We start from the raw sequence: 20,613 nt of genomic DNA, 5'->3' as shown, positions 1-20,613 counted from the left end.
CTATGGCCATGTCTGGACTTGTGTTAGCTATAGATGGTCCAAGTGGATCAGGTAAATCATCTACCGCAAAAGCAATCGCACTTCGAGCTAACTGGAGTTATTTAGATACTGGGGCACTTTATCGAGCTGCAACTTATATTGCCCTTGCAAATAATGTTGAAGATGAAGAAGAGATTATTCGCTATCTTGAAAAATCAGATATTTCTTTTGATACTAATCCAGCTGAACCAAAAATTAGTGTTGACGGTAGCGACATCTCAGAACAAATCAGATTCGAGCGAATAAATGATCGGGTAAGTCAGATCAGTGCAATGGTGGGGGTTAGAAAACTTTTAATTGATTTACAGCGAAAATATATTACAGATGCACCAATAGGAATTGTTGTTGAAGGACGTGATATTGGCACAGTGGTAGCACCTAATGCTCAACTTAAAATCTATCTCCATGCAGATATTTCAGAGCGAGCAAAGCGGCGTGAAAGTGAAATGGCTGAAAATATAGGTAAGGAGAAAGTCGGCCAATCACTGGCAAATCGTGATGAAATTGACTCAAACCGAAAGATTTCACCCCTCACTCAAGCAGAAGATGCTGCAGTGATCGATTCAACAAGGCTTTCATTAGATGAAGTAACAGATCAGATTTGGAAATGGCTTAAACAACGTAATTTGCTAGGACTGCCAACTATTGCAGTCATTGGTCGCCCAAATGTTGGTAAATCAACTTTAGTAAACAGAATGATTGGCAGGCGAGAGGCAATAGTTGAGGACACTCCAGGTGTTACACGAGATCGAGTTAAGTATGAAGCGGAATGGAATGGGCGAAGATTTTTTCTAATTGATACCGGAGGCTGGGAAGTTAAGCCGGAGGGAATATCGGAAAAAATTACTGCTGGTTCAGAGGCTGCAATTACTGAAGCAGATCTTGTTATGTTTGTAGTTGACGCCCAAGTTGGAGCACTAGATGAAGATCAGTCTCTAGTTGATTTACTTCGCAAGAGTGGAAAAAAAGTAATTTTAGTTGGTAATAAAATTGATAATGCCGAGGATGAGTCTGATGGTTACTCTCTTTGGAATCTTGGCCTAGGTGAGCCGCATTTTGTTTCAGCCCTGCATGGCAGAGGAAGTGGTGATCTGCTTGATTTATTAATTTCCCAGTTGCCAGAGGTTGGCACTGCTCAAGTTGATGATGGGTATCGGCGAGTAGCTTTAGTTGGTCGCCCTAATGTCGGAAAATCAAGTTTGCTTAACGTACTAGCAGGTGCACCAAGAGTTTTAGTTGATGATGCTGAAGGAACTACTAGGGACGCTGTTGATGAGTTAATTGATTTTGGTGGTGCAACCTGGAGATTTATTGATACAGCTGGAATTAGAAGGCGAGCACATCAGGCTAGTGGTACTGATTACTACGCCTCACTTCGCACACAGATTGCACTTGAACGAGCAGAGGTGGCACTAGTTATTTTTGATGCCTCAAATATTTTAACTGAACAAGATATTCGAATAGTTAGCATGGCAGATGAAGCTGGAAAAGCTTTGGTAATAGTTATGAATAAATGGGACTTAGTTGATGAAGAGCGACAACTGACTCTTGATAAAGAGATAGAACGCCAACTTGAACGTTATCCATGGGCGCAGCGAGTTAACTTATCGGCTAAAACGGGTTGGCATCGAGATCGGTTAGCACCAGCACTTACTACCGCACTTAAAAACTGGGAGAAGCGGATTCCAACTGCCAAGCTAAATTCATTTCTGGGTGAACTAGTTGGAGGCAATCCACCTCCAGTAAGGGGTGGAAAGCAACCTAAGATCAAATTTGCCACCCAAGCTGGAACTTGTCCGCCAAAGTTTGTGGTCTTCGCGACTGAATTTTTAGAAACTGCCTATCGCAGGTTTATCGAACGACGCCTGCGTGAGGAGTTCGGCTTTGATGGAACTCCAATTGAGGTGGCGGTAAAAATAAAGGATCGAGACAATGCTTAATATTCCAAATGCACTAACACTGCTTAGAGCCCTTGGTGTTCCGCTCTTTCTTTATTTATTTTTGGTAGCCGATAAGCCAATTGCAAGCTTTGTGGTCATTGCCCTAGGTGGGGTTACTGACTATTTGGATGGCAAAGTCGCTCGCTATTTAAATCAAACCTCAGAGTTTGGAGCAAAATTTGATCCAGCAGTTGACCGCCTATACATAGCTGCCGTAATTATTGCTCTTGCAAATAAGGATTATCTACCTTGGGTACTTGTTATTTCAATCCTCGTTCGAGATTTCATACTGTTCTTAGTAATTATCTATCAAAAATTAAAGGGGATCCCTTTTCTTGCCGTTACCTTCTTAGGTAAGGCGGCTACTTTTAATTTACTCTACGCCTTTCCATTACTACTTCTAGAGGATTTAGCCTATATCGGACAAGCTAGCTATATAGTTGGTTGGGCTTTTGCTATCTGGGGAACCAGCCTGTACTTTTACACAGGTTTGCAGTACCTAGTTCTAGGGCTTAAGCGCCCTAAAAGTTATTAATAGGAGATTAGATGTCAAATGTGCCAGATAAGCTTTTCTATACCAAAGAGCATGAGTGGGTTTTAGAAATCTCTGCAACTAAGTTTAGAATTGGTATTACTGATTACGCTCAAGCCGCACTCGGTGACATTGTTTATATTCAACTTCCAAAAGAGGGAAGTAGCGTAGGTGCTAATTCAGTATGTGGTGAGGTTGAGTCAACAAAATCTGTTTCTGAAATCTATGCTCCAATTACTGGCACAATAATTGCAACTAATAAGAAGCTAGATACCAACCCAGAGGTAATTAACTCTGATCCATATGGAGATGGTTGGATTGCTGAGATCGAAATATCCACACCAAAGCTGCAGGAAAGCCTGCTATCTGCAAAGGAATATCAAGAATTAACCGCTTGACCCGCCTAGCGCGAGCCAATACTGTGAGCCTATAGTTGAAGGTAACAAAGATTGGGGCAGAGATGGCAGATAAAGCGACACCACCTAATGACCTGACATCAACTCTAAATTTACGTCAACTGCGCGCCATTCCTGAAGGTGTGCGAAGTGATGATCTTTATAAATCACTAACAACTGAGCAACAAGATGTCGTGAAAAATCTTCCAAATGGTGCTGGAATTTTATTAGTTCTAAAAGGTGCTGGAGTTGGTGGACGCTATCTATTAGATGCAGCTGAGACAAAAATTGGTCGAGATATAAACAATGAAATATGCCTGGATGACATTACCGTCTCAAGGTCTCACGCTTTAATTTCTAAATCAGATGGCTACACAATTAAAGATCTAGGAAGCCTAAACGGAACTTATTTAAATGCAGTTGTAGTGCGAGAAGTGAAGATTAATCCGGGTGATGAGGTTCAGATTGGAAAGTATCATCTGACATTATTTATTGGGGGCAATAAATGAGTGTTCCAGTAAGAGCCTACTTAAGCATTGGTGAAGTTTTATCCAGGTTGCGAACTGAGTTTTCTGATATCACTATTTCAAAAATTAGATTTCTTGAGGCTGAGGGATTAATAGAGCCACAACGCACTCCAAGTGGATACCGAAAGTTTACAACCACTGATTTAGACAGATTAAGGTTTGTCCTAATTGCCCAACGTGATCAATATCTACCACTTAAGGTAATTAAAGAAAATCTTGATGCAATGGATAGAGGTTTATCACCGGCTAAGAGTGTTGGTGGTGTTGCTTCACCTAGACTTGCCACAAATGATGGCGTACTAACTAGTGATCAATTTGCAAGTGATAATGATCTTCGCCTAACTAGAACTGAACTTTTAGCAGCATCAAATTTAACAAATGAGCAATTAACTGAAATCGAGTCCTACGGATTAATTTCAATCCGCGGTCGACACTATGACAGTGATGGCCTCTCAGTTGCTAAGGCAGTTGCGGAAATTTCGGCTTTCGGTATTGGCGCAAGACATCTAAGAGCTTTTAAAACTGCTGCTGATCGAGAAATTGGTTTGGTAGAACAGATAACAACTCCACTGCTTAGGCAAAAGGGGTCAGAGTCAAAGGCAAGAGCAGAAGAGGTTGAACGAGAGCTGGCATCACTATCGATAAGGTTGCATACTTCCTTAGTTCGTGCCGGCTTACACCGAGCTAAGTAATTAGCAGCGGTTGTAAAATGGCTAAATATCATCCAGTTGAAGTAATGGGCGTGCGAGTTGAGATGCCTTCAAATCAGCCAATAGTTTTGTTAAAGGAAACAGATGGTGTGCGTTATTTACCAATCTGGCTCGGAGCCGTTGAGGCAACCGCAATTGCATTTGCTCAACAAGAGGTAATTCCGCCTAGGCCCTTAACCCATGATTTATTTAAAGATGTATTAGGGCAGTTGGGCGCAAAACTTAAGACTGTTTATTTGACTGAGTTAAAAGATGGAATTTTTTACGCACAACTCAATTTTGAGGATGGCCCGGCAATATCAGCAAGACCAAGTGATGCGATCGCGTTAGCACTGCGGATGGGTTCACCGATTTTAGCTAGTGATGAATTACTAGGTGAGGCTGGCATTGAGATCCCAGACCAGGCAGAGGATGAAGTAGAACGGTTTAAGGAGTTTTTAGACCAGATAAATCCAGAAGATTTCCTCGGATAAGTCCAACCCTCAACCTTGGGTTAAAGTTTTACGTGTCGTTAGGCCCATCACACGGCTACCTCTTCTACAATTAAGCCTTCCCCCTAGAATTGAGTCCCCATGAGCAACAACGCAGAGATCGGCTATCGCGGTGCAACAGCTTGTATTGCAGCTGGAATTTCATATCGCCAATTAGATTATTGGGCGCGCACTGGGTTAGTAGAGCCAGGTGTTAGGGGAGCGGCCGGATCAGGCTCGCAACGTTTATATGGATTTCGAGATATATTAGTTTTAAAGATTGTTAAACGTTTACTTGATACTGGAGTTTCACTTCAAAACATTCGCACAGCTGTTGAGCATCTTCGTGCCCGCGGTGTTTCAGATCTTGAAAGTATTACTTTAATGAGTGATGGCGCATCAATTTATGAGTGCACTAGCGCCGATGAGATTGTGGATCTATTGCAAGGAGGCCAAGGAGTATTTGGTATTGCAATCGGAAAAGTTTGGACTGAAGTTGAGGGCTCACTTGCAACCCTTCAAGGTGAGAGCCTAACTGATGGATCTTTGGTAGTAAGTGGTGAATCTAACGATGAATTAGCCCAGCGCAGGAAACTTAAAGGCGCCTAAAGCAATTACTATTACTTCCCAAATCTACTAGTTATTGGGGAGGGCTATGACATACCGATCTGATTTTGCATCCCGTCATATTGGCCCAAATCAATATCAAATCCAAACGATGCTGCTTGAACTTGGATACAAAGATTTAGACACTTTTATTAAAGCAGTTGTGCCAGAAAATATTCATATTAAGGGTGAGATAGAAAAAGTATTGCCAGCAGGTATCTCAGAGGTTGCAGCTATCGAAGAGATAGCACAAATTGCTAAAAAGAATACAGTTGTAAAATCTTTTATTGGAAATGGTTACTACGGAACTATTACGCCCCCAGTTGTATTAAGAAATGTTTTGGAAAATCCAGGCTGGTATACCGCTTACACACCATATCAACCAGAAATTAGCCAAGGAAGACTTGAAGCAGTTTTTGCATTTCAAACTGCAATTACTGATCTAACTGGCCTAGCAATTGCAAATGCATCAATGCTTGATGAAGCAACTGCAGCAGCCGAAGCTATGACACTTGCTCGCAGAGTTTGGCAAGGAAGTGATGAAGCCGCATTCTTAATTGATGTAAATTTACACTCACATGTTAAAGCAGTCATTAAAACTAGAGCAAAGCCATTAAAAATTAAGGTAATCGAAAATGACCTTGGTAAGGATCTAATTCCTGAGGGCATTTTTGCTGCCATAATTGCATATCCAGATAGCTACGGGCGAGTTAAAGATTTAACTAATATTGTTAAGGATATTCAAAAGCAAAGTGCGCTAGCGATAGTTAGTTGTGATCTACTAGCACTGACTCTTTTTAAGTCTCCGGGGGAGTACGGCGCTGATATTGCAGTTGGCTCTGCGCAAAGATTTGGTGTACCCGTCGGTTTCGGTGGACCACATGCAGGATTTATGGCAGTAAAAAATGGATTAGAAAGATCACTTCCTGGTCGATTAGTTGGACAATCAGTTGATACCCATGGCAACCCTGCCTTTAGATTGGCATTACAAACTAGGGAACAACATATTCGCCGGGATAAAGCAACCTCAAATATCTGCACCGCACAAGTTTTACTTGCAGTAATTTCTGCATTTTATGCGATGTGGCATGGTCCAGATGGTTTAGCTGAAATAGCTTTAAGGGTTCAAAAATTTGCATACAGGTTTCGGGGTAGTTTAAAGAAGAGTGGCTTTGATGTTGATGATTATGAAATATTTGACACCATCTTCCTGCGCAGCTCAAAAGCTGAACAAATCACTAAAACCGCTCTAGCGGCAGATTTTAATATCAGAATGATTTCAAAAGGAGAGCTATCCGTATCTTTTGATGAAACTACAACCGAAGCAGATTTATTAAAGTTGTTAAAAGCCTTTGAGGCAGAAGATGCCAGTGAGAAGAGTGTTAATTCAGTAATCAAACGGGGGACCACTTATTTATCTCATCCACTATTTAACACATATCACTCCGAAACAGCCATGCTTAGGTATATAAGATCACTTTCTGATCGCGACTTAGCATTAGATCGAACCATGATTCCTCTTGGTTCATGCACAATGAAATTGAATGCAACCTCAGAAATGATTCCAGTTACGTGGCCAGAATTTAACTTAATTCATCCATTTGCTCCTGCTAACCAATCTGAAGGTTATATGCAATTAATTGATTCTTTAAGTAAATGGTTGATAGCTGTTACCGGCTATGACGCTGTCTCACTACAACCAAACGCAGGTTCACAGGGGGAGTTTGCAGGTTTGCTTGCAATTAGAAACTATCTTGATAGCAGAGGTGAAGAAAATAGAGATATTTGTCTAATACCTTCAAGTGCACACGGTACGAATGCAGCAAGTGCGGTAATGGCTGGAATGAAAGTTTTTGTTATCGCTTGTGATGAAGATGGCAATGTTAGTTTAAGTGATCTAAAAGAAAAAATTGAAGAACATAGAAATAATCTTGCTGCTCTAATGGTTACCTATCCATCAACTCATGGAGTTTTTGAGAGTGCTATCTCGCAAATCTGTGAATTAGTACATGATGCTGGTGGTCAGGTTTATGTTGATGGGGCAAATCTAAATGCTTTAGTTGGCGTGGCAAAGCCTGGAAAATTTGGGGCTGATGTTTCTCATTTAAACCTTCATAAAACATTTTGTATCCCACACGGTGGCGGGGGACCAGGGGTTGGACCAGTAATTGCAAGAGCTCACTTAGCTCCATTTTTACCTAATCACCCAGATAATGATTTGGCAGGTCCTAAAACTGGGCCAGGTCCGGTCTCTGGCGCACCATTTGGTTCAGCATCAATTCTGCCAATTTCTTGGATGTATATAAGAATGATGGGCGGGTTTGGGTTAACAAAAGCAACTGAAGTTGCCATTTTATCCGCTAATTATCTTGCTAAAAAGATTGATCCATTATTTCCGATTCTTTATCGTGGTCAGAATGGACATATCGCGCATGAATGTATTATCGATATCAGGCCGCTAACTAAAAGCACTGGTGTAACTGTTGACGATATTGCTAAGCGGTTAATGGATCATGGTTTTCATGCACCTACTGTGAGTTTTCCAGTAGCTGGAACCATGATGATCGAGCCAACGGAATCTGAAGATATCAGGGAGCTTGATAGATTTTTAGCTGCTATGGAAAGTATTAGAAGTGAAATAGCTCAGATCGAGTCTGGCAAAATTACGATTGAAGATTCACCGCTACGACATGCACCTCACACAATTGGAGATTTGGTTTCGCAAGAGTGGGACCGTAAATATTCAAGGGAAAATGCTGCATTTCCTAATGGCCAAGAGTTTGGAATAGGTCGCGCTGGAAAGTATCTGCCAACTGTTGGAAGAATTGATGGTGTATATGGAGACCGAAATTTGGTGTGCAGTTGTCTGCCGATCGAGGAGTTAGCCTCTAACTAGATCTTTCTTACTTTACATAATGTAGATTATCGGCGACTAGTTATACGCTTAAAACCCCAAATACTGACCTTAAACCAAGCCTCCCAAACAATTTTAGCCCCCATCTTTGATCTGCCATTTTCTCGTTCTGTAAAGGTTATTGGCACCTGCTTAATCTCAAATCCAGCATCATGCGCCTTAAGAGCAACTTCGATCTGAAAGCCATAACCTTTAGTTTCAATACTATTGAGATTAAGTATTTCTAAAAGCTGCCGGGGCACTATTCGATAACCTGAGGTTAAGTCTTTATACCTAAGATTAAGAACAAATGAAGCGTACTTAGTGCCAAGTTTGGAGATAAAGCGGCGATGAAATGGCCAATTAACAACTGACCCACCTGGCATCCAACGAGTTCCAATTACTAAACTTTTACTTGATGCTACTGCAAGTAGCTTCTCTAGTTGCTCTGGCATATGGCTTAAATCTGCATCCATTTGAACAAAATACTGATAATCATTTTTTAAGCCAAGATCAAAACCTGCCAAGTAAGCTGGTCCAATACCACCTTTCATCGATCTGCTGAGTATCGATATGTTTTCGATATTTATAGATCGAGCAGTATCTATAGTTTTATCTGGAGAATTATCATCAACAATTAATATATCAATTTTATACCTACTACTAAGTTCATTTCGAACCCTGTCTAGAAGGGACAGTAAAGCAGTAATATTCTCTGACTCGTTATATGTAGGGATGATAACTAAAACATTTTTCATCTACTCCCCTTTTTTCTATATAAAACAATTAATAAGAGAAAAGCTCCTGCCAGATACTCAAAATACTTACCAAGAAATTGTGTAGCAGTTTGACCTTTTACATGATTTAGTTCACCAAATAGTGTTGCGGACTTAAATTTTGGCAGTTGCTTTACTACTTTTCCGCGATTATCAATAAATGAGGTAGTTCCAGTAGTTGAGACATATGCAATAAATCGACCAGTCTCAATTGCTCTCACTCGAGCAATGTTTAATTGTTGATCTAGTTGAGCGGTGTCTCCAAAAGTTGCATTATTTGTTTGTATAATAAGAAAATTGGAACTAATTTGATCACGGAAAGAATCATTTATAAGTTCATAACAAATCAAGGTCTGAAATGTGGCGTCATTAATTATAAAATTCGTATCTCTATCCCCGGCTTTAAAATCTGTTATTTTATTGGCATACTTCGAAATTTTATTAGCCATAACTCTTAATGGTAAATATTCACCAAATGGCGTTAAATAGCGCTTTGTATACCTCTGCTTAATCTCGGAATCGAATAGAAATGATTGATTAAAGAGGTTATTTCCAGACCTTGTGACTCCACCAACTAATATTGGCGTTGCTAAGAAAGCTGATTTTTCACTAATTAGGTTCTTAACCTCTGAATTTCTATTAACATCAATATCTACAGCATTTTCTGGCCAAATTACTAGATCAACCTGCCCGACTTTAACTGAATCAGAAGTTTGTTTTAGGTGCCTAAGAAAAACCTCCTTAGGTTTCGAATTAAAATCTAATCCAAGATTTACCACTCCCCCTTGAATTAATGCCACAGAGCTTTTCTCATTTGTAGTTTCAATCCGTGGAAGGAAGGAAAGTCCTGCGATAACAACTGAAATAATTGCAAGGCTTAATACTGACTTTGCTGAGCTAATCAGAGCAATAAAAAATGCAACTAGCACCACACCGCCGCTAGAGTATAAAAATTGCAATGGACCATCGACTTGGGTAAAACTTAGCCGTGACCATCCAAATCCAGTAAAAGGGATAGTTCGGAGAAGTAATTCAACAGCTACAAATGAGCAAGCAAATGCTATTTGGTTAAATTTTTTACGCTTGCCAACAAAAAAAGCCGGGAGCGTGAAGATAAACGCCTGAGCAAAACAAAGTATTAGCCAAGGAATATTGCCAACATATATGCCGGTCCAATGCTGAACTGGCAAGAGAATGCCTAATCCAAAAACATATGAAATATATATTCTGCTTCTTAAACGCAACTTAATTAGAAGAAAATACCAGACCGTTAGCCCAATAAATGCAGAAGGCCAAAAAGATAACGGCGCAAAAGCTGTCGATGATATCAGCCCTGCAAGGCCGGCGTATAAGTAATTCATTCTAAACCCAGTTAAGTGCACTCATTATGCGATCAATACTGGCACCAAGACCAAACTCATCTTTTAGTTTTATTATTTTTTCGAGAGATTTTGGCTTTATAGGCATTGATATCTCCATTTCTGGAATTGCAACATCTAATGCACAACCTACTAATTTTGGTGCGATGGCAGCATATTGACTACTTTCGAGTAATTTCTTTCTTATATTCGCACTTAATCTTTCATCTGCACCGGCTGCTGCTTGCATTACTTCAGGCATTGTTTTGAAAAGATTAGCAATCACCATTGCACCCTTCTCACCAATTCCTTTTATACCAGGTAGCCCATCAGATGAGTCACCTCGAATCATTGCAAATAATGCATATCGATCTCCTGGAATTTGGTATTTATCTTGTATCCATTTTAAATCCACTAAATCATGGTTAGATATTCCCTTTGCTAAGTAAACAATTTTTACATCGCGCTTATCATCAGCTAGTTGAAAAAGATCGCGGTCACCGGTAACAATTCTTACTGGACCAGGCTGCTTCACGCTAAACGTAGCCATTAAATCATCTGCTTCATAATCATCAACACCTAGCAATGGAATTCCGAGTGCGTCTAAAACATCTAACAATATTGGAATTTGCGACCCTAAAGTATCTGGTTCTTCCTCGGCTCCTTCTTCATCTAATCGATTAAGTTTATAATCTGGAAATAATTCAACTCTCCAAGATGGGCGCCAGTCACCCTCTAAACATGCAACTATTCGATTTGGTTGGTATTTAACTAGTAGTCGCGAGGTCATATCTAAATATCCACGAATTGCATTTACTGGTTGCCCAGTTGGAGAAACTAAAGTGTCTGGCATCCCGAAATATGCACGATACCAAAGTGAGGCACTATCTAACAGCATTAGAGTCATACTGCTGCTCCAGCGTAGGCAATAACACCGCGGTCAATTTTGGTTAGTGCCTGATCAATAATTATTTGAAGTTCGGGTGCAGCAGAACGTAATTGTCTGAGTAAATCAATTATTTGCTTCATAGATCTTACAAAATCGCCAACAGTTAAATCAGTTCCTTTTAAAATAGAAGTTAAAGACTGGCCACTCGCCCACTTATGAGAAGCCCAACAAAACCCAAAATCTGGCGCCCGCATAGGTTCTAGGTTTAAATCACTTTCGGCATCATGAATTTTTGAATATATCTTAGAAATAGCTGCCAAAGCGATTTGAATATCACCCCTTGGCACTTTTGCCGCCTCCTCATTTCGAGACTCGTATATGCAAGATGATATAACTGAAACTAAATCTGCTGGTGATAGATTGTTAAAGACTCCAGATTGAATTGACTCAGCAATTAGCAAATCAGTTTCGCCATAAATCTTTGCAAGCATCTTTCCAGATTTTGCAATAGCATCATTATTTATATAACCAAACTTATCTAGTATGACTTTAATCCTGTCAAACCTTTTTGCAATCACATTTGTTCGAGTATTAATTCGTTCAGTTAATCCGTCGATTTCACGCTGTAGTCGCTGTGCTCGCTCAGTAATCCTAGAATGATTTTCACGATCAGGACATGTATGGCATATATGATTTTTCATTCGCTTACGGATCGCACCAATTTCTTCCTCTATTTCAGCACGTTTGCGTTTGCTTCGCTTACTATCAGTCTCTAATTTCTTAATGTCCCCACGCATCTGGGCATACTCCATAAAATTACCTAGATGACACTTTGCTTCTGAATATAAACCATCTCTTACACTCTCATTTTTTCGAATTTGCTTTGCTAACCCAACGACAGCCTTATCAGCTTGAAACTGAGCAAGTGAAGATTCCAAGGAAGTTCTAGCTCGCTCTGATCCAAATTGAGATATCAAATTTATACTCATGTTATATGTAGGTTTAAAGGAACTTTTTAACGGATAGGTACGAGTCGATGCAAGACCGCCAACAGATGTTGAATCTAAATCATTACTCCAAAGAATTACAGCATTTCCTTCAATATCAATACCACGACGGCCTGCTCGGCCAGTTAGCTGGGTGTATTCCCCAGGTGAGACTGCTACATGACCTTCACCATTCCATTTACTTAGCTTCTCTAAAACAACTGTTCTTGCTGGCATATTAATTCCAAGAGCTAAGGTTTCTGTGGCAAATACTGCTTTTACTAAACCTCTTTGAAATAATTCTTCAACGGTAACTTTAAATGCCGGGAGTAATCCCGCATGGTGTGCAGCAATTCCGCGTTCAAGTGCATCTGCCCATTCATAATATCCAAGAACAACTAAATCCTCTTCCGCCAGATTTTTCATATTACGAGAAATAACAGATCTAATTTCAGTTTTTTCCTGTGAATTAGTTAATCGAAGACCAGCTGCAAGACATTGTCTAACTGCAGCATCACAATTGTTTCTAGAGAATATAAAAGTAATTGCAGGTAGTAAGCCTTCCCGGTCCAACTTTTCAACAATTTCAGAGCGGGTTAACGGTTTCGGACCCTTTGGTTTATCTCGCCAATTGCCTCTAACTTGGCGATAAGAATCTCTCTCTAATCTGGTCAACTCTGGATTGAGTTTAAGGTTTTCACCAAATAGATCAAGTAGCCGGTTACCAAACAAAACATGCTGATATAAAGGAACTGGTCTTATTTCACTAACAATTACCTCAGTATCACCTCGTACTGTTTGTAACCACTCGCCAAATTCCTCGGCATTTGAAACTGTAGCCGAAAGTGAAATTACTTGAACCGCATCGGAAAGATGAATAAGAATCTCCTCCCATACCGCACCACGAAACTTATCTGCTAGATAGTGCACCTCATCCATAACAACATATTTGAGTTCATTTATTGTCGATGAATTTGCATAAATCATGTTTCTTAAGACTTCAGTCGTCATAATCACAATTTGTGCCTCTGAATTTATTGAAGTATCACCAGTTAATAAGCCCACTTTTGATTCGCCATATTTTTCTGTTAATTCAGCAAATTTTTGATTAGATAACGCTTTTATGGGTGTTGTATAAAAACATTTTCCGCCAGAGCCAATAACTAAATCAACAGCAAATTCCCCAACTATCGTTTTACCAGCTCCGGTTGGGGCAGCAACTAAAACACCTTTTCCGCTCTCTAATGCGTGACAAGCCTCAACCTGAAACGGATCAAGCTCAAATGGAAAAGATTCAGCAAATTTTCGTGTCTTAGGAAATTTTCCTAATGATTTAGTTCTAGCATAATTTTGAGATGGAGTTAAGGTCATGGCGCAAGCCAAGTAGATAGTGCATTGCCAACATTAGTCACAGTTATTGGTAAATGAGCAACATACTCGCCATCTGCATAAGCAGATGTGGGTGCTGAAATTGTTACTACCTTAGCTCGGTATGTATCAATTTTTTGGTGCGGGATGTGATTGCCTTTAAATACCTTTGGGAAAATAGTAAGTAAAACAAATCTCGAAACTGGCCTTACTAAAAGTATTTCAAAAAAACCGTCTGAGTTTGATGCACCAGGACAGATCCTCATTCCCCCACCATATGTTTCACCATTTGCAATTGTGAATAACATGGCAGACTGATCAAATTTTCTTGAATCTATATCTATCTTATAATTAATAGGCTTAAATCTTGCAAGAGTTCTTACTGTAGAAATTGTGTATTTGGATTTACCCCTAGGCCATTTAATTTTATTTGCTCGAGAATTAACTTCTGCATCAAAACCAGTACTTAATACTTGAACAAACCACTTCTCAGCTGTGCTTGATTTAACATGACCTAAATCAATTTTTATGGGATCTGTTCTTGTAAAAAGATTAAATAATTCATTCATGCTCATTTTATTTAAACCAACGGCCCTAGCAAAATCATTTCCCGTACCGGCTGGAATTACCCCAAGAGTAAGGCCTGACTGGGCAAGGTGCTGAAGGCAAAGATTTACTAAGCCATCTCCTCCAACTGCGATCAATTTACTGTAGAAGTTAGTAGATAGTTCCGCTTTTAATTTTTCAATGGTTTTCTCGTAACTTTTTTCATTTATTAACGTAAATTCCTGATTTGCTTGGCTCAATAAATCAGTAAACTGATTAGCTAATTGAAGCGCCTTTCCTTTCCCTGCAGTTTCATTTGCAACAAGAAGCCACATTTTAGATTTTTTCAGGCTTATCAATTGGTGATGCGCTTGTACCTAAGTCAGTTTTACTACTACTACGGCGGCGATCAATAAGTAGTGCAAATAAGCCACTAGCAAAGTAGAGCAAGCAAAGTGGGATTGCTAATAAGGTCATGGTTATTGGGTCTGGAGTTGGAGTAAATATTGCGGTAAACAGAAAGCAAAGAAATACTGCTACACGCCAGGGCTTGAGTATCGCTTGACCTGATACTACTCCTAGTAAATTTAAAGCAACTAAAAATAACGGGAGTATAAATGCGATTCCAAATATTAAAATCAATCGCAATACAAAATCTAGATATTCATCAAAGCGCACTAAATTTCCCAGATTATTTGGCGTAAAACCAAGTAGTACGTCGACTGCGTGTGGCAATATTAAATAAGCTAAATATGAACCACTAGCGAATAGTGGTGTGGCAACTGCTGCAAATGCTAATGTAACTCTTCGCTCTGTTTTATGTAAAGCAGGAGTAATAAATGCCCAAAGCTGATAAATCCAGATTGGAGCAGCAAATATGATTCCAGATAAAAGTGCAATTTTTACATGTAGGTTAAACGGACCCAGAATTCCATTAACATAAAGATCACCGCATTGACCTGTAGTTGGTGAAGATGAGCTGCCTAAGTCACAGAATGGCAATGTTAATAATCTAATAATTGGTTGATACAAAAACCATCCGATAGCGGCACCAGATACAACAGCTAGAGAAGATTTTATTAACCGAGTACGAAACTCGCGAAGATGATCAAGCAGTGGCATTTTGCCGCCACGGCGATTACTCATGAAACCTAGTTATCAGAGTTTGGGTTTGTTTTTTTGTCTCCGTCAGAATCATCTTTGTTCAACTCCTGGACTTCACTCTTAAAGATCCGCAGTGATCTACCTAATGACCTTGCAGAATCTGGTAGTCGCTTTGCTCCAAATAGAACTAAGAAAACAACTGCTAAAACAACTAGATGCCATGGCTTAAGTGCGTTCATACCGAAATACTACCCTAGATTGGTTTCACTGCCTGGTATGAGGCTAGAAGAGAGGTCGCCAACGTAGCTACCTCTTTGGCTAATAAAGATGGCGAAATCACCTTAATTCCAGGTGAATTACTGAGAATACTGCGTTTAAGCCATTCTAAATTGCTCAACTTTAAGTGAACTCTAAAACAATTCTTTTGTTCTTCGACAGCAGTGATAATTGAAGAGTTTCGCTCGATAAAATTTTTATAGGTTTTCTGCACATCCAAAACTACCTCTAGAGTTGAATTACTATCATTAACAACCTCACTACTAATATCATCCCCAACCTCACAGGTCTTAATCAATTCCACTTTAAATACCCGATCAGCCTTGGCGGCTAAATCCATAGCTGATAAATATAGATTTCCATTCATAAAATAAAGATTATGAGGGAAAACCGTTCTTATACTAACTTCATCTTTAACTAATGATTGATACTGCATAGTTAAGCTCTTTTTATTAGTTATTGCCTTTGATATTACTTCCACAAAAGGTGACTTACTACTACTTGGGGCAAAAATAATCGAATTACTACCCCCAAGTTGGGTGATTTTATTTGACAGCAATTTGATCTTACTTAACCTTGCACTATCAGAAGCACTTAGTTCACCTAATAACTGTAAGCCAAGTGCTATTACAACTAATTCACTTTTAGTAAAACGCCTTGGCTTATCAAGTACCTGTGGATCAATTATTGAGACTACTCCGTCTTCAAAGATTAAATCTATTAACTCATATGGCGTATAGCCTGGCAGTCCACACATAAACACAAGCTGTAAATCACTTTCAATCTGCTTTTCGGTAACAGAGAATTGCTTAGCAAGTTTTATAATTGACACTCCGGGATTTTCTAAAATATATGGGATCAAATCCATTGTGCGCAAAGCGCGATTTGCTGCATTATCAACCATTTGCAATCACCTTAAGCCTTGATATAACTTCACTTCGCAGACTAGCCGGACTGTCCACAATAATATTTGTTCCATACCATAAAATAGTTTCAATAATCTCTTGTTCGTAAATATATGGAATTAACATTAAATCCCACTCTTCATTAATTTCTTTAGTCGAGTATTTACTTCGTAAAACATGAACCTGCTCTTTTCTTACTAAAACCTGCGCCTGCATTTCTTGTTCAGACCTAGAGTTTGATAAAAACTTGATTAAATCAAATTCAGGTGGTTTCTTAAAAGAACCAGCTTTACCTTCTTTAACTATTTTTCCTTCGATACGCAATAATTTAAATGACTTTATTTCAGCCTCTTCACGGGCAACTAAATACCAAAATCCATCTCTCGTATAAAGTCCAAATGGTTGAGCGGTACGCTCTTTGCCTTTGTAGCCAAATTTTATTAGTTGCTCAGTATCAACTGCCTCAAAAGCTGATGAAAGAAGCGCAGCACTTTCACTATCTCTAACGGCTGGTGTATTTACAGCATCACTTTCGATCGGGCCACTTAAAGACTGAATTTTAAGAAGGGCCGCCTTGGAATCACCCCCAAGAGCTGAGTCATGCCATAAATTTGCTGCCATAGTTAAATAAAGTAACTCTTCTTTACTAAATTCATTCTCACTAAGTTGAAATGTTTCACTTCTAATTAAATATCCTTGTTCATCTTCAAAAAGCGGATCTATTCCCTTAACTTCAATTTCAATTCCTAAGCTTCTAAGCTCATCCTTATCTCGTTCAAACATTCTTTCCATAGTTTCTGGTGAGCCGCTGTAACCTGCGACGGCTTTAAAAATCTCAGACTTGGTCAGATAGCGCTTTGTAGCAAGTAAGGCCAAGGTTAAATTTATTAATCGCTCTGTTTTTTGGGCGCTCATGGTCTTAGGTTAGCGATAAGTAAAATCTTTGCTAAGATTACATGTGCGAAAAACCCATAAATTAGCTCTAGCGATTCTTCCTATTTTTCTAATTACTGCCTGCTCAACCGACGGAGGCGTGGATTCAATGACCAATCAAGGACAATCACCATCAGCTCTTCCAAAAGTAGGTGGTACTAAAGGAAGCAAACCGAGCATCACTGCGCCATCTGGTCAAGCTCCAGCAACCTTGCTTTCAGAGGATATCTTTATTGGAAGTGGCAAAGAAGCTATTGCAACTTCAACTCTTGAAGTTCATTACACATTAATGGCTTGGGGAACCGGACAAGTGGTTGAGTCATCTTGGGATCGCGGACAGACTGCAACATTTCCACTAAGTGGTGTTATTGCTGGTTGGCAACAAGGAATACCAGGAATGAAAGAGGGTGGGCGAAGATTATTAGTTATCCCACCTGATCTTGGTTACGGAGCACAGGGTTCTGCCGGTGGAATTGCACCGAATGAAACTTTAATCTTTGTTGTAGATCTTGTATCTGTAATTTAATTATTCAGTAACCCCATAGGAACCCTTAGAAGGTCTACGTCTCCTTGGTAATACTGCAACACCTGGGGCCATTCGCCGGGCGAAAATAAGAAAACCAGTGTGCCCAATCATCCTGTGTTGAGGCCGAACTGCTAAACCTTCGTGATGCCATCCTCTAACAATAGTTTCTGAGGATTCCGGCTCTGTAAAATTTCCAGAGTCTTTAATTGCTTCAGCAATTTTTGATAGCTGCGTGGTAGTTGCTACGTAGCTAAGTAGCACTCCCCCAGGTACTAATGCTTTTGACGCAGTCTCAACACAATCCCATGGGGAAAGCATGTCCAAAATAACCCGATCATAATCTGCGTCAAATAGCTGATCCTGAAGTGCGCCGATAGTTAGTTTCCAATTTTTTGGTATTTGCTGAAAATAACTAGTGACATTGTTTTGGGAGATTTGTGCAAAATCATCGCGGATTTCAACTGAATGAAGAAATCCAGTCTCTCCTATTGCGCGCAGAATTGAAATGCTCAATGCTCCAGAGCCGACACCTGCCTCCAGTACCTTAATGCCAGGGCCAATATCGGCAATACCTAAAATCATGGCAGCATCTTTTGGATAAACAATTGTTGCACCTCTTGGCATTGAGAGTACGTAATCAGCTAATAGAGGCCTAAAAATCTGAAACTTTAACTCACCATTAGTTTGAACAATTGATCCTTCAGGTAGACCAACTAACTCATCATGCTTAAGCATGCCCTTATGGGTATGCCACTCAGCCCCAGAAGTTAGGGTAATTGAGTAAAGCTTGCCCTTATTATCGGTAAGTTGAACTCGATCACCATATGTAAAATTACGATCTGTCATTTGATTCAATCTTACTTGTTAAAAACGGATACCAAGTGAGAATATCATTTAGCCTAATATCTCCTAATGAAGAAATTATTCTAAGGCTAGGATTCTCTTGCATTTGAACTAGATGTGGAATGCCAATAACTTTAGCTCCAGACCGTAAGCCTGATTCAACACCTGTTAAAGAATCTTCTAACACTAAACATTTAGATATTTCAACAGATAATTGCTTTGCTGCAAGTAGATATGGCTCTGGATTGGGCTTTGATTTTTTCACATCATCTCGAGAGACAACAACATCAAATGTACCAAGTGGAAATCTTTTTAATACGATCGTCATGAGATCTCTGCTACTTGCAGTTACTAAAGCTGTTTTAATACCAAGATCTTTGCATTCCTTAAGTAGTTCAAGAGCGTTTGGGATGAATTCTAGCTCGTTTGCAATTTTTGTTTTCATAACTTCATGTAAGCGATTTATAAAATAGCCATACGGCTTAACATTTTTACTTCTTTCCTGCATATAGCGCTCTGTTCGCTCAGCTGGTCCCCCTAAGCAATTGATTTGATCCTGTTCATCCCAATGGCAGCCAACCTCAGCCATTATTTCTATTTCAGATTTAAGCCAAAGGGGTTCTGAATCAATTAAGGTTCCATCCATATCAAATAAAATAGCGCCGCTTTTATTTGATATTTCCTTTGGTATGCGCCTGAACAGTTTCATCATTAGCCTTACTTTACCTTAACTATCTGTTGATAAACTCTAGAATTACAGTGCTAAACCCAGTAAAGAATCAATTGCCCTAGATACTTGTCCAGATTGATTATGGTCAGCATCTTTTTGTGATTCTTTTGCCCATAAAACTAATCGATTTAATGCTGAAGGCGTATCAAGATTATTTGAAAGATCAGATACAAGATCCTTTAATAATTGATCAGTATCTGCAACTTCAGTTCTCGATAAAGCGGTTCGCATAAGCCCTACTTCCGATTCAGCTTTTTTAAGTAAATCATCACTCCACTGACGATCACTCTGATAGTGCCCAGTAAGCAGCGCCCAGCGAATGATCATCGGGTCTACGCCATCTCCTAATAATTTAGAAACGAAAACTAAATTACCTTTAGATTTACTCATCTTCTCACCGTCTAAACCAATCATTCCTGCATGTATGTAAAGTGAAGAAAATTCTCGTCCATAGGCAGCTTGAACAATCTTTGCGCTCATATAATGGTGTGGAAACAATAAATCCGATCCACCACCTTGAAGATCAATAATCGGATCGCTGTTTGAATTATCTAAATGATTGCAAGCAATAGCGGTGCACTCAACATGCCAACCGGGACGGCCATACCCAAATTTACTTGGCCACCCAGGATCACCTTCCTGATTTGCAAGCCATACAACTGGATCAAGTGGGTGGTTTTTACCAGTCCGCTCAGGATCACCACCACGCTGCTGAAAAATTACCTTTGCTTGATCGACTGTCATTGGCAGATCATCCAAAAAATCTCCAACTGAAAAGTAATAGTCCTCCTCTATTTTATATAAAAAGCCGCGATCTGAGAGTTGGGTTATAAATTTTTCTATTAAGTCAAAAGATTCGGTAACTTTAACTAATTTCTTAGGTGGGATAATTCTTAATGCAGACATGTCGGATTTAAATAAATCTATCTGCTCTTGCGCAAGAATTTGCCAATCTTGATTATCTCTCTTAGCTCGCTCGAGCAGTGGATCATCTATATCTGTAACATTTTCAATAAAATCTACCTTATATTTTGCTAGCAGCTGGTACCTATTAATCAAATCAAAAGCTAAGTAAGTGGCGGCATGACCTAGATGAGTTGAGTCATAAGGAGTAATACCGCAGACGTAGATAGAAAAATTTTGTGATGTAGATGCCTTAACCAATCCCCTATTACTATCTAAAAGATTTAATTGCGGAAAGACATAATCATCTAACGGAGGTAAGAAGATCTGTGGCCAACTATTCATAGTTAATTATCCC

Annotated in this window: 20 protein-coding genes and 1 pseudogene; 9 read left to right on the top strand and 12 right to left on the bottom strand. The window is 39.5% G+C overall.

Going from position 1 to position 20,613, the window contains the following annotated elements:
• Nucleotides 1-8 precede the first annotated feature (8 nt).
• The 8 genes from der to gcvP all read left to right on the top strand — a co-directional run bounded on the left by der (nt 9) and on the right by gcvP (nt 8,115).
• A complete protein-coding gene (gene der / locus B1sIIB91_RS03100) occupies nt 9-1,979 on the top strand; it encodes a ribosome biogenesis GTPase Der (protein WP_095688168.1) in 1,971 nt (656 codons plus the stop codon).
• On the top strand, nt 1,972-2,514 hold the full coding sequence (locus B1sIIB91_RS03095; protein ID WP_095688167.1) for a CDP-alcohol phosphatidyltransferase family protein: 543 nt from the start codon (nt 1,972-1,974) through the stop codon (nt 2,512-2,514). Before der ends, B1sIIB91_RS03095 begins: the two co-directional genes overlap by 8 nt.
• Before the next feature lie 11 nt (nt 2,515-2,525).
• Nucleotides 2,526-2,909 carry a glycine cleavage system protein GcvH gene (gene gcvH, locus B1sIIB91_RS03090; protein ID WP_095688166.1) on the top strand — a complete coding sequence of 128 codons (384 nt, stop codon included), beginning with the start codon at nt 2,526-2,528 and terminating at the stop codon, nt 2,907-2,909.
• Nucleotides 2,910-2,971: 62 nt separating this feature from the next.
• On the top strand, nt 2,972-3,415 hold the full coding sequence (locus tag B1sIIB91_RS03085; RefSeq protein WP_095688165.1) for an FHA domain-containing protein: 444 nt from the start codon (nt 2,972-2,974) through the stop codon (nt 3,413-3,415).
• On the top strand, nt 3,412-4,125 hold the full coding sequence (gene ftsR, locus B1sIIB91_RS03080) for a transcriptional regulator FtsR (protein ID WP_095688164.1): 714 nt from the start codon (nt 3,412-3,414) through the stop codon (nt 4,123-4,125). The genes B1sIIB91_RS03085 and ftsR overlap by 4 nt, the downstream gene beginning before the upstream one ends.
• A gap of 17 nt (nt 4,126-4,142) precedes the next feature.
• Complete coding sequence (locus B1sIIB91_RS03075; RefSeq protein WP_095688163.1) at nt 4,143-4,616, top strand: bifunctional nuclease family protein; 474 nt, start codon at nt 4,143-4,145, stop codon at nt 4,614-4,616.
• Nucleotides 4,617-4,715: 99 nt separating this feature from the next.
• Nucleotides 4,716-5,222 (top strand): MerR family transcriptional regulator, encoded by a 507-nt coding sequence (locus B1sIIB91_RS03070; protein ID WP_095688162.1) that lies wholly within the window; start codon nt 4,716-4,718, stop codon nt 5,220-5,222.
• Between the two features lie 46 nt (nt 5,223-5,268).
• Nucleotides 5,269-8,115: an aminomethyl-transferring glycine dehydrogenase gene (gene gcvP / locus B1sIIB91_RS03065; protein WP_095688161.1), complete on the top strand. Its 2,847-nt coding sequence runs from the start codon at nt 5,269-5,271 to the stop codon at nt 8,113-8,115.
• Nucleotides 8,116-8,141: 26 nt separating this feature from the next.
• On the opposite strand, the gene B1sIIB91_RS03060 is transcribed toward gcvP, so the two are convergent.
• The 9 genes and pseudogenes from B1sIIB91_RS03060 to B1sIIB91_RS03020 form a co-directional block, all read right to left on the bottom strand.
• Nucleotides 8,142-8,870 carry a polyprenol monophosphomannose synthase gene (locus B1sIIB91_RS03060; RefSeq protein ID WP_095688160.1) on the bottom strand — a complete coding sequence of 243 codons (729 nt, stop codon included), beginning with the start codon at nt 8,868-8,870 and terminating at the stop codon, nt 8,142-8,144.
• On the bottom strand, nt 8,867-10,249 hold the full coding sequence (gene lnt / locus B1sIIB91_RS03055; protein ID WP_095688159.1) for an apolipoprotein N-acyltransferase: 1,383 nt from the start codon (nt 10,247-10,249) through the stop codon (nt 8,867-8,869). The genes B1sIIB91_RS03060 and lnt overlap by 4 nt, the downstream gene beginning before the upstream one ends.
• A gap of 1 nt (nt 10,250) precedes the next feature.
• Nucleotides 10,251-11,153, bottom strand: a complete 903-nt coding sequence (locus tag B1sIIB91_RS03050; protein ID WP_095688158.1) for a 5'-3' exonuclease — start codon at nt 11,151-11,153, stop codon at nt 10,251-10,253.
• Nucleotides 11,150-13,492, bottom strand: coding sequence for a DEAD/DEAH box helicase (locus B1sIIB91_RS03045; RefSeq protein ID WP_095688157.1), 2,343 nt, complete (start codon nt 13,490-13,492; stop codon nt 11,150-11,152). Before B1sIIB91_RS03045 ends, B1sIIB91_RS03050 begins: the two co-directional genes overlap by 4 nt.
• Entirely contained in the window at nt 13,489-14,370 is an 882-nt protein-coding gene (locus B1sIIB91_RS03040; protein ID WP_095688156.1) for a diacylglycerol/lipid kinase family protein, read from the bottom strand. Before B1sIIB91_RS03040 ends, B1sIIB91_RS03045 begins: the two co-directional genes overlap by 4 nt.
• Before the next feature lies 1 nt (nt 14,371).
• Nucleotides 14,372-15,181, bottom strand: a complete 810-nt coding sequence (gene tatC / locus B1sIIB91_RS03035; RefSeq protein ID WP_095688155.1) for a twin-arginine translocase subunit TatC — start codon at nt 15,179-15,181, stop codon at nt 14,372-14,374.
• A gap of 23 nt (nt 15,182-15,204) precedes the next feature.
• Nucleotides 15,205-15,378, bottom strand: a pseudogene (tatA, locus tag B1sIIB91_RS03030) (Sec-independent protein translocase subunit TatA); the annotation flags it as partial.
• A 14-nt stretch (nt 15,379-15,392) separates the two neighbouring features.
• Nucleotides 15,393-16,319, bottom strand: a complete 927-nt coding sequence (locus B1sIIB91_RS03025; RefSeq protein WP_095688153.1) for a helix-turn-helix transcriptional regulator — start codon at nt 16,317-16,319, stop codon at nt 15,393-15,395.
• Nucleotides 16,312-17,235, bottom strand: a complete 924-nt coding sequence (locus B1sIIB91_RS03020) for a helix-turn-helix transcriptional regulator (RefSeq protein WP_095688152.1) — start codon at nt 17,233-17,235, stop codon at nt 16,312-16,314. Before B1sIIB91_RS03020 ends, B1sIIB91_RS03025 begins: the two co-directional genes overlap by 8 nt.
• A 43-nt stretch (nt 17,236-17,278) precedes the next feature.
• On the opposite strand from B1sIIB91_RS03020, the gene B1sIIB91_RS03015 reads away from it, so the two are divergent.
• The gene (locus B1sIIB91_RS03015) at nt 17,279-17,779 is read left to right on the top strand and encodes an FKBP-type peptidyl-prolyl cis-trans isomerase (RefSeq protein ID WP_223298623.1); all 501 of its coding nucleotides are present in this window, start codon (nt 17,279-17,281) and stop codon (nt 17,777-17,779) included.
• Here B1sIIB91_RS03015 and B1sIIB91_RS03010 read toward each other — a convergent pair whose 3' ends face one another.
• From B1sIIB91_RS03010 to B1sIIB91_RS03000, 3 genes are read right to left on the bottom strand one after another with little or no spacing between them, the layout of a single operon-like run.
• Nucleotides 17,780-18,625 (bottom strand): tRNA (adenine-N1)-methyltransferase, encoded by an 846-nt coding sequence (locus B1sIIB91_RS03010; protein WP_095688151.1) that lies wholly within the window; start codon nt 18,623-18,625, stop codon nt 17,780-17,782.
• On the bottom strand, nt 18,612-19,334 hold the full coding sequence (locus tag B1sIIB91_RS03005; protein WP_223298622.1) for an HAD family hydrolase: 723 nt from the start codon (nt 19,332-19,334) through the stop codon (nt 18,612-18,614). The genes B1sIIB91_RS03010 and B1sIIB91_RS03005 overlap by 14 nt, the downstream gene beginning before the upstream one ends.
• A 42-nt stretch (nt 19,335-19,376) precedes the next feature.
• A complete protein-coding gene (locus tag B1sIIB91_RS03000; protein WP_095688149.1) occupies nt 19,377-20,600 on the bottom strand; it encodes a cysteinyl-tRNA synthetase in 1,224 nt (407 codons plus the stop codon).
• Nucleotides 20,601-20,613 lie beyond the last annotated feature (13 nt).

This window comes from Candidatus Nanopelagicus abundans (genome assembly GCF_002288305.1).
GTDB classification, from domain to species: Bacteria; Actinomycetota; Actinomycetes; order Nanopelagicales; family Nanopelagicaceae; genus Nanopelagicus; species Nanopelagicus abundans.
This window is presented reverse-complemented; position numbering and strand designations above follow the sequence as displayed.

What these genes read in the sequence shown, in the direction of transcription:
- der (WP_095688168.1), top strand. Translation starts at nt 9, where the DNA reads ATGTCTGGACTTGTGTTAGCTATAGATGGTCCAAGTGGATCAGGTAAA.
- B1sIIB91_RS03095 (WP_095688167.1), top strand. Translation starts at nt 1,972, where the DNA reads ATGCTTAATATTCCAAATGCACTAACACTGCTTAGAGCCCTTGGTGTT.
- gcvH (WP_095688166.1), top strand. Translation starts at nt 2,526, where the DNA reads ATGTCAAATGTGCCAGATAAGCTTTTCTATACCAAAGAGCATGAGTGG.
- B1sIIB91_RS03085 (WP_095688165.1), top strand. Translation starts at nt 2,972, where the DNA reads ATGGCAGATAAAGCGACACCACCTAATGACCTGACATCAACTCTAAAT.
- ftsR (WP_095688164.1), top strand. Translation starts at nt 3,412, where the DNA reads ATGAGTGTTCCAGTAAGAGCCTACTTAAGCATTGGTGAAGTTTTATCC.
- B1sIIB91_RS03075 (WP_095688163.1), top strand. Translation starts at nt 4,143, where the DNA reads ATGGCTAAATATCATCCAGTTGAAGTAATGGGCGTGCGAGTTGAGATG.
- B1sIIB91_RS03070 (WP_095688162.1), top strand. Translation starts at nt 4,716, where the DNA reads ATGAGCAACAACGCAGAGATCGGCTATCGCGGTGCAACAGCTTGTATT.
- gcvP (WP_095688161.1), top strand. Translation starts at nt 5,269, where the DNA reads ATGACATACCGATCTGATTTTGCATCCCGTCATATTGGCCCAAATCAA.
- B1sIIB91_RS03060 (WP_095688160.1), bottom strand. Translation starts at nt 8,870, where the DNA reads ATGAAAAATGTTTTAGTTATCATCCCTACATATAACGAGTCAGAGAAT.
- lnt (WP_095688159.1), bottom strand. Translation starts at nt 10,249, where the DNA reads ATGAATTACTTATACGCCGGCCTTGCAGGGCTGATATCATCGACAGCT.
- B1sIIB91_RS03050 (WP_095688158.1), bottom strand. Translation starts at nt 11,153, where the DNA reads ATGACTCTAATGCTGTTAGATAGTGCCTCACTTTGGTATCGTGCATAT.
- B1sIIB91_RS03045 (WP_095688157.1), bottom strand. Translation starts at nt 13,492, where the DNA reads ATGACCTTAACTCCATCTCAAAATTATGCTAGAACTAAATCATTAGGA.
- B1sIIB91_RS03040 (WP_095688156.1), bottom strand. Translation starts at nt 14,370, where the DNA reads ATGTGGCTTCTTGTTGCAAATGAAACTGCAGGGAAAGGAAAGGCGCTT.
- tatC (WP_095688155.1), bottom strand. Translation starts at nt 15,181, where the DNA reads ATGAGTAATCGCCGTGGCGGCAAAATGCCACTGCTTGATCATCTTCGC.
- B1sIIB91_RS03025 (WP_095688153.1), bottom strand. Translation starts at nt 16,319, where the DNA reads ATGGTTGATAATGCAGCAAATCGCGCTTTGCGCACAATGGATTTGATC.
- B1sIIB91_RS03020 (WP_095688152.1), bottom strand. Translation starts at nt 17,235, where the DNA reads ATGAGCGCCCAAAAAACAGAGCGATTAATAAATTTAACCTTGGCCTTA.
- B1sIIB91_RS03010 (WP_095688151.1), bottom strand. Translation starts at nt 18,625, where the DNA reads ATGACAGATCGTAATTTTACATATGGTGATCGAGTTCAACTTACCGAT.
- B1sIIB91_RS03005 (WP_223298622.1), bottom strand. Translation starts at nt 19,334, where the DNA reads ATGATGAAACTGTTCAGGCGCATACCAAAGGAAATATCAAATAAAAGC.
- B1sIIB91_RS03000 (WP_095688149.1), bottom strand. Translation starts at nt 20,600, where the DNA reads ATGAATAGTTGGCCACAGATCTTCTTACCTCCGTTAGATGATTATGTC.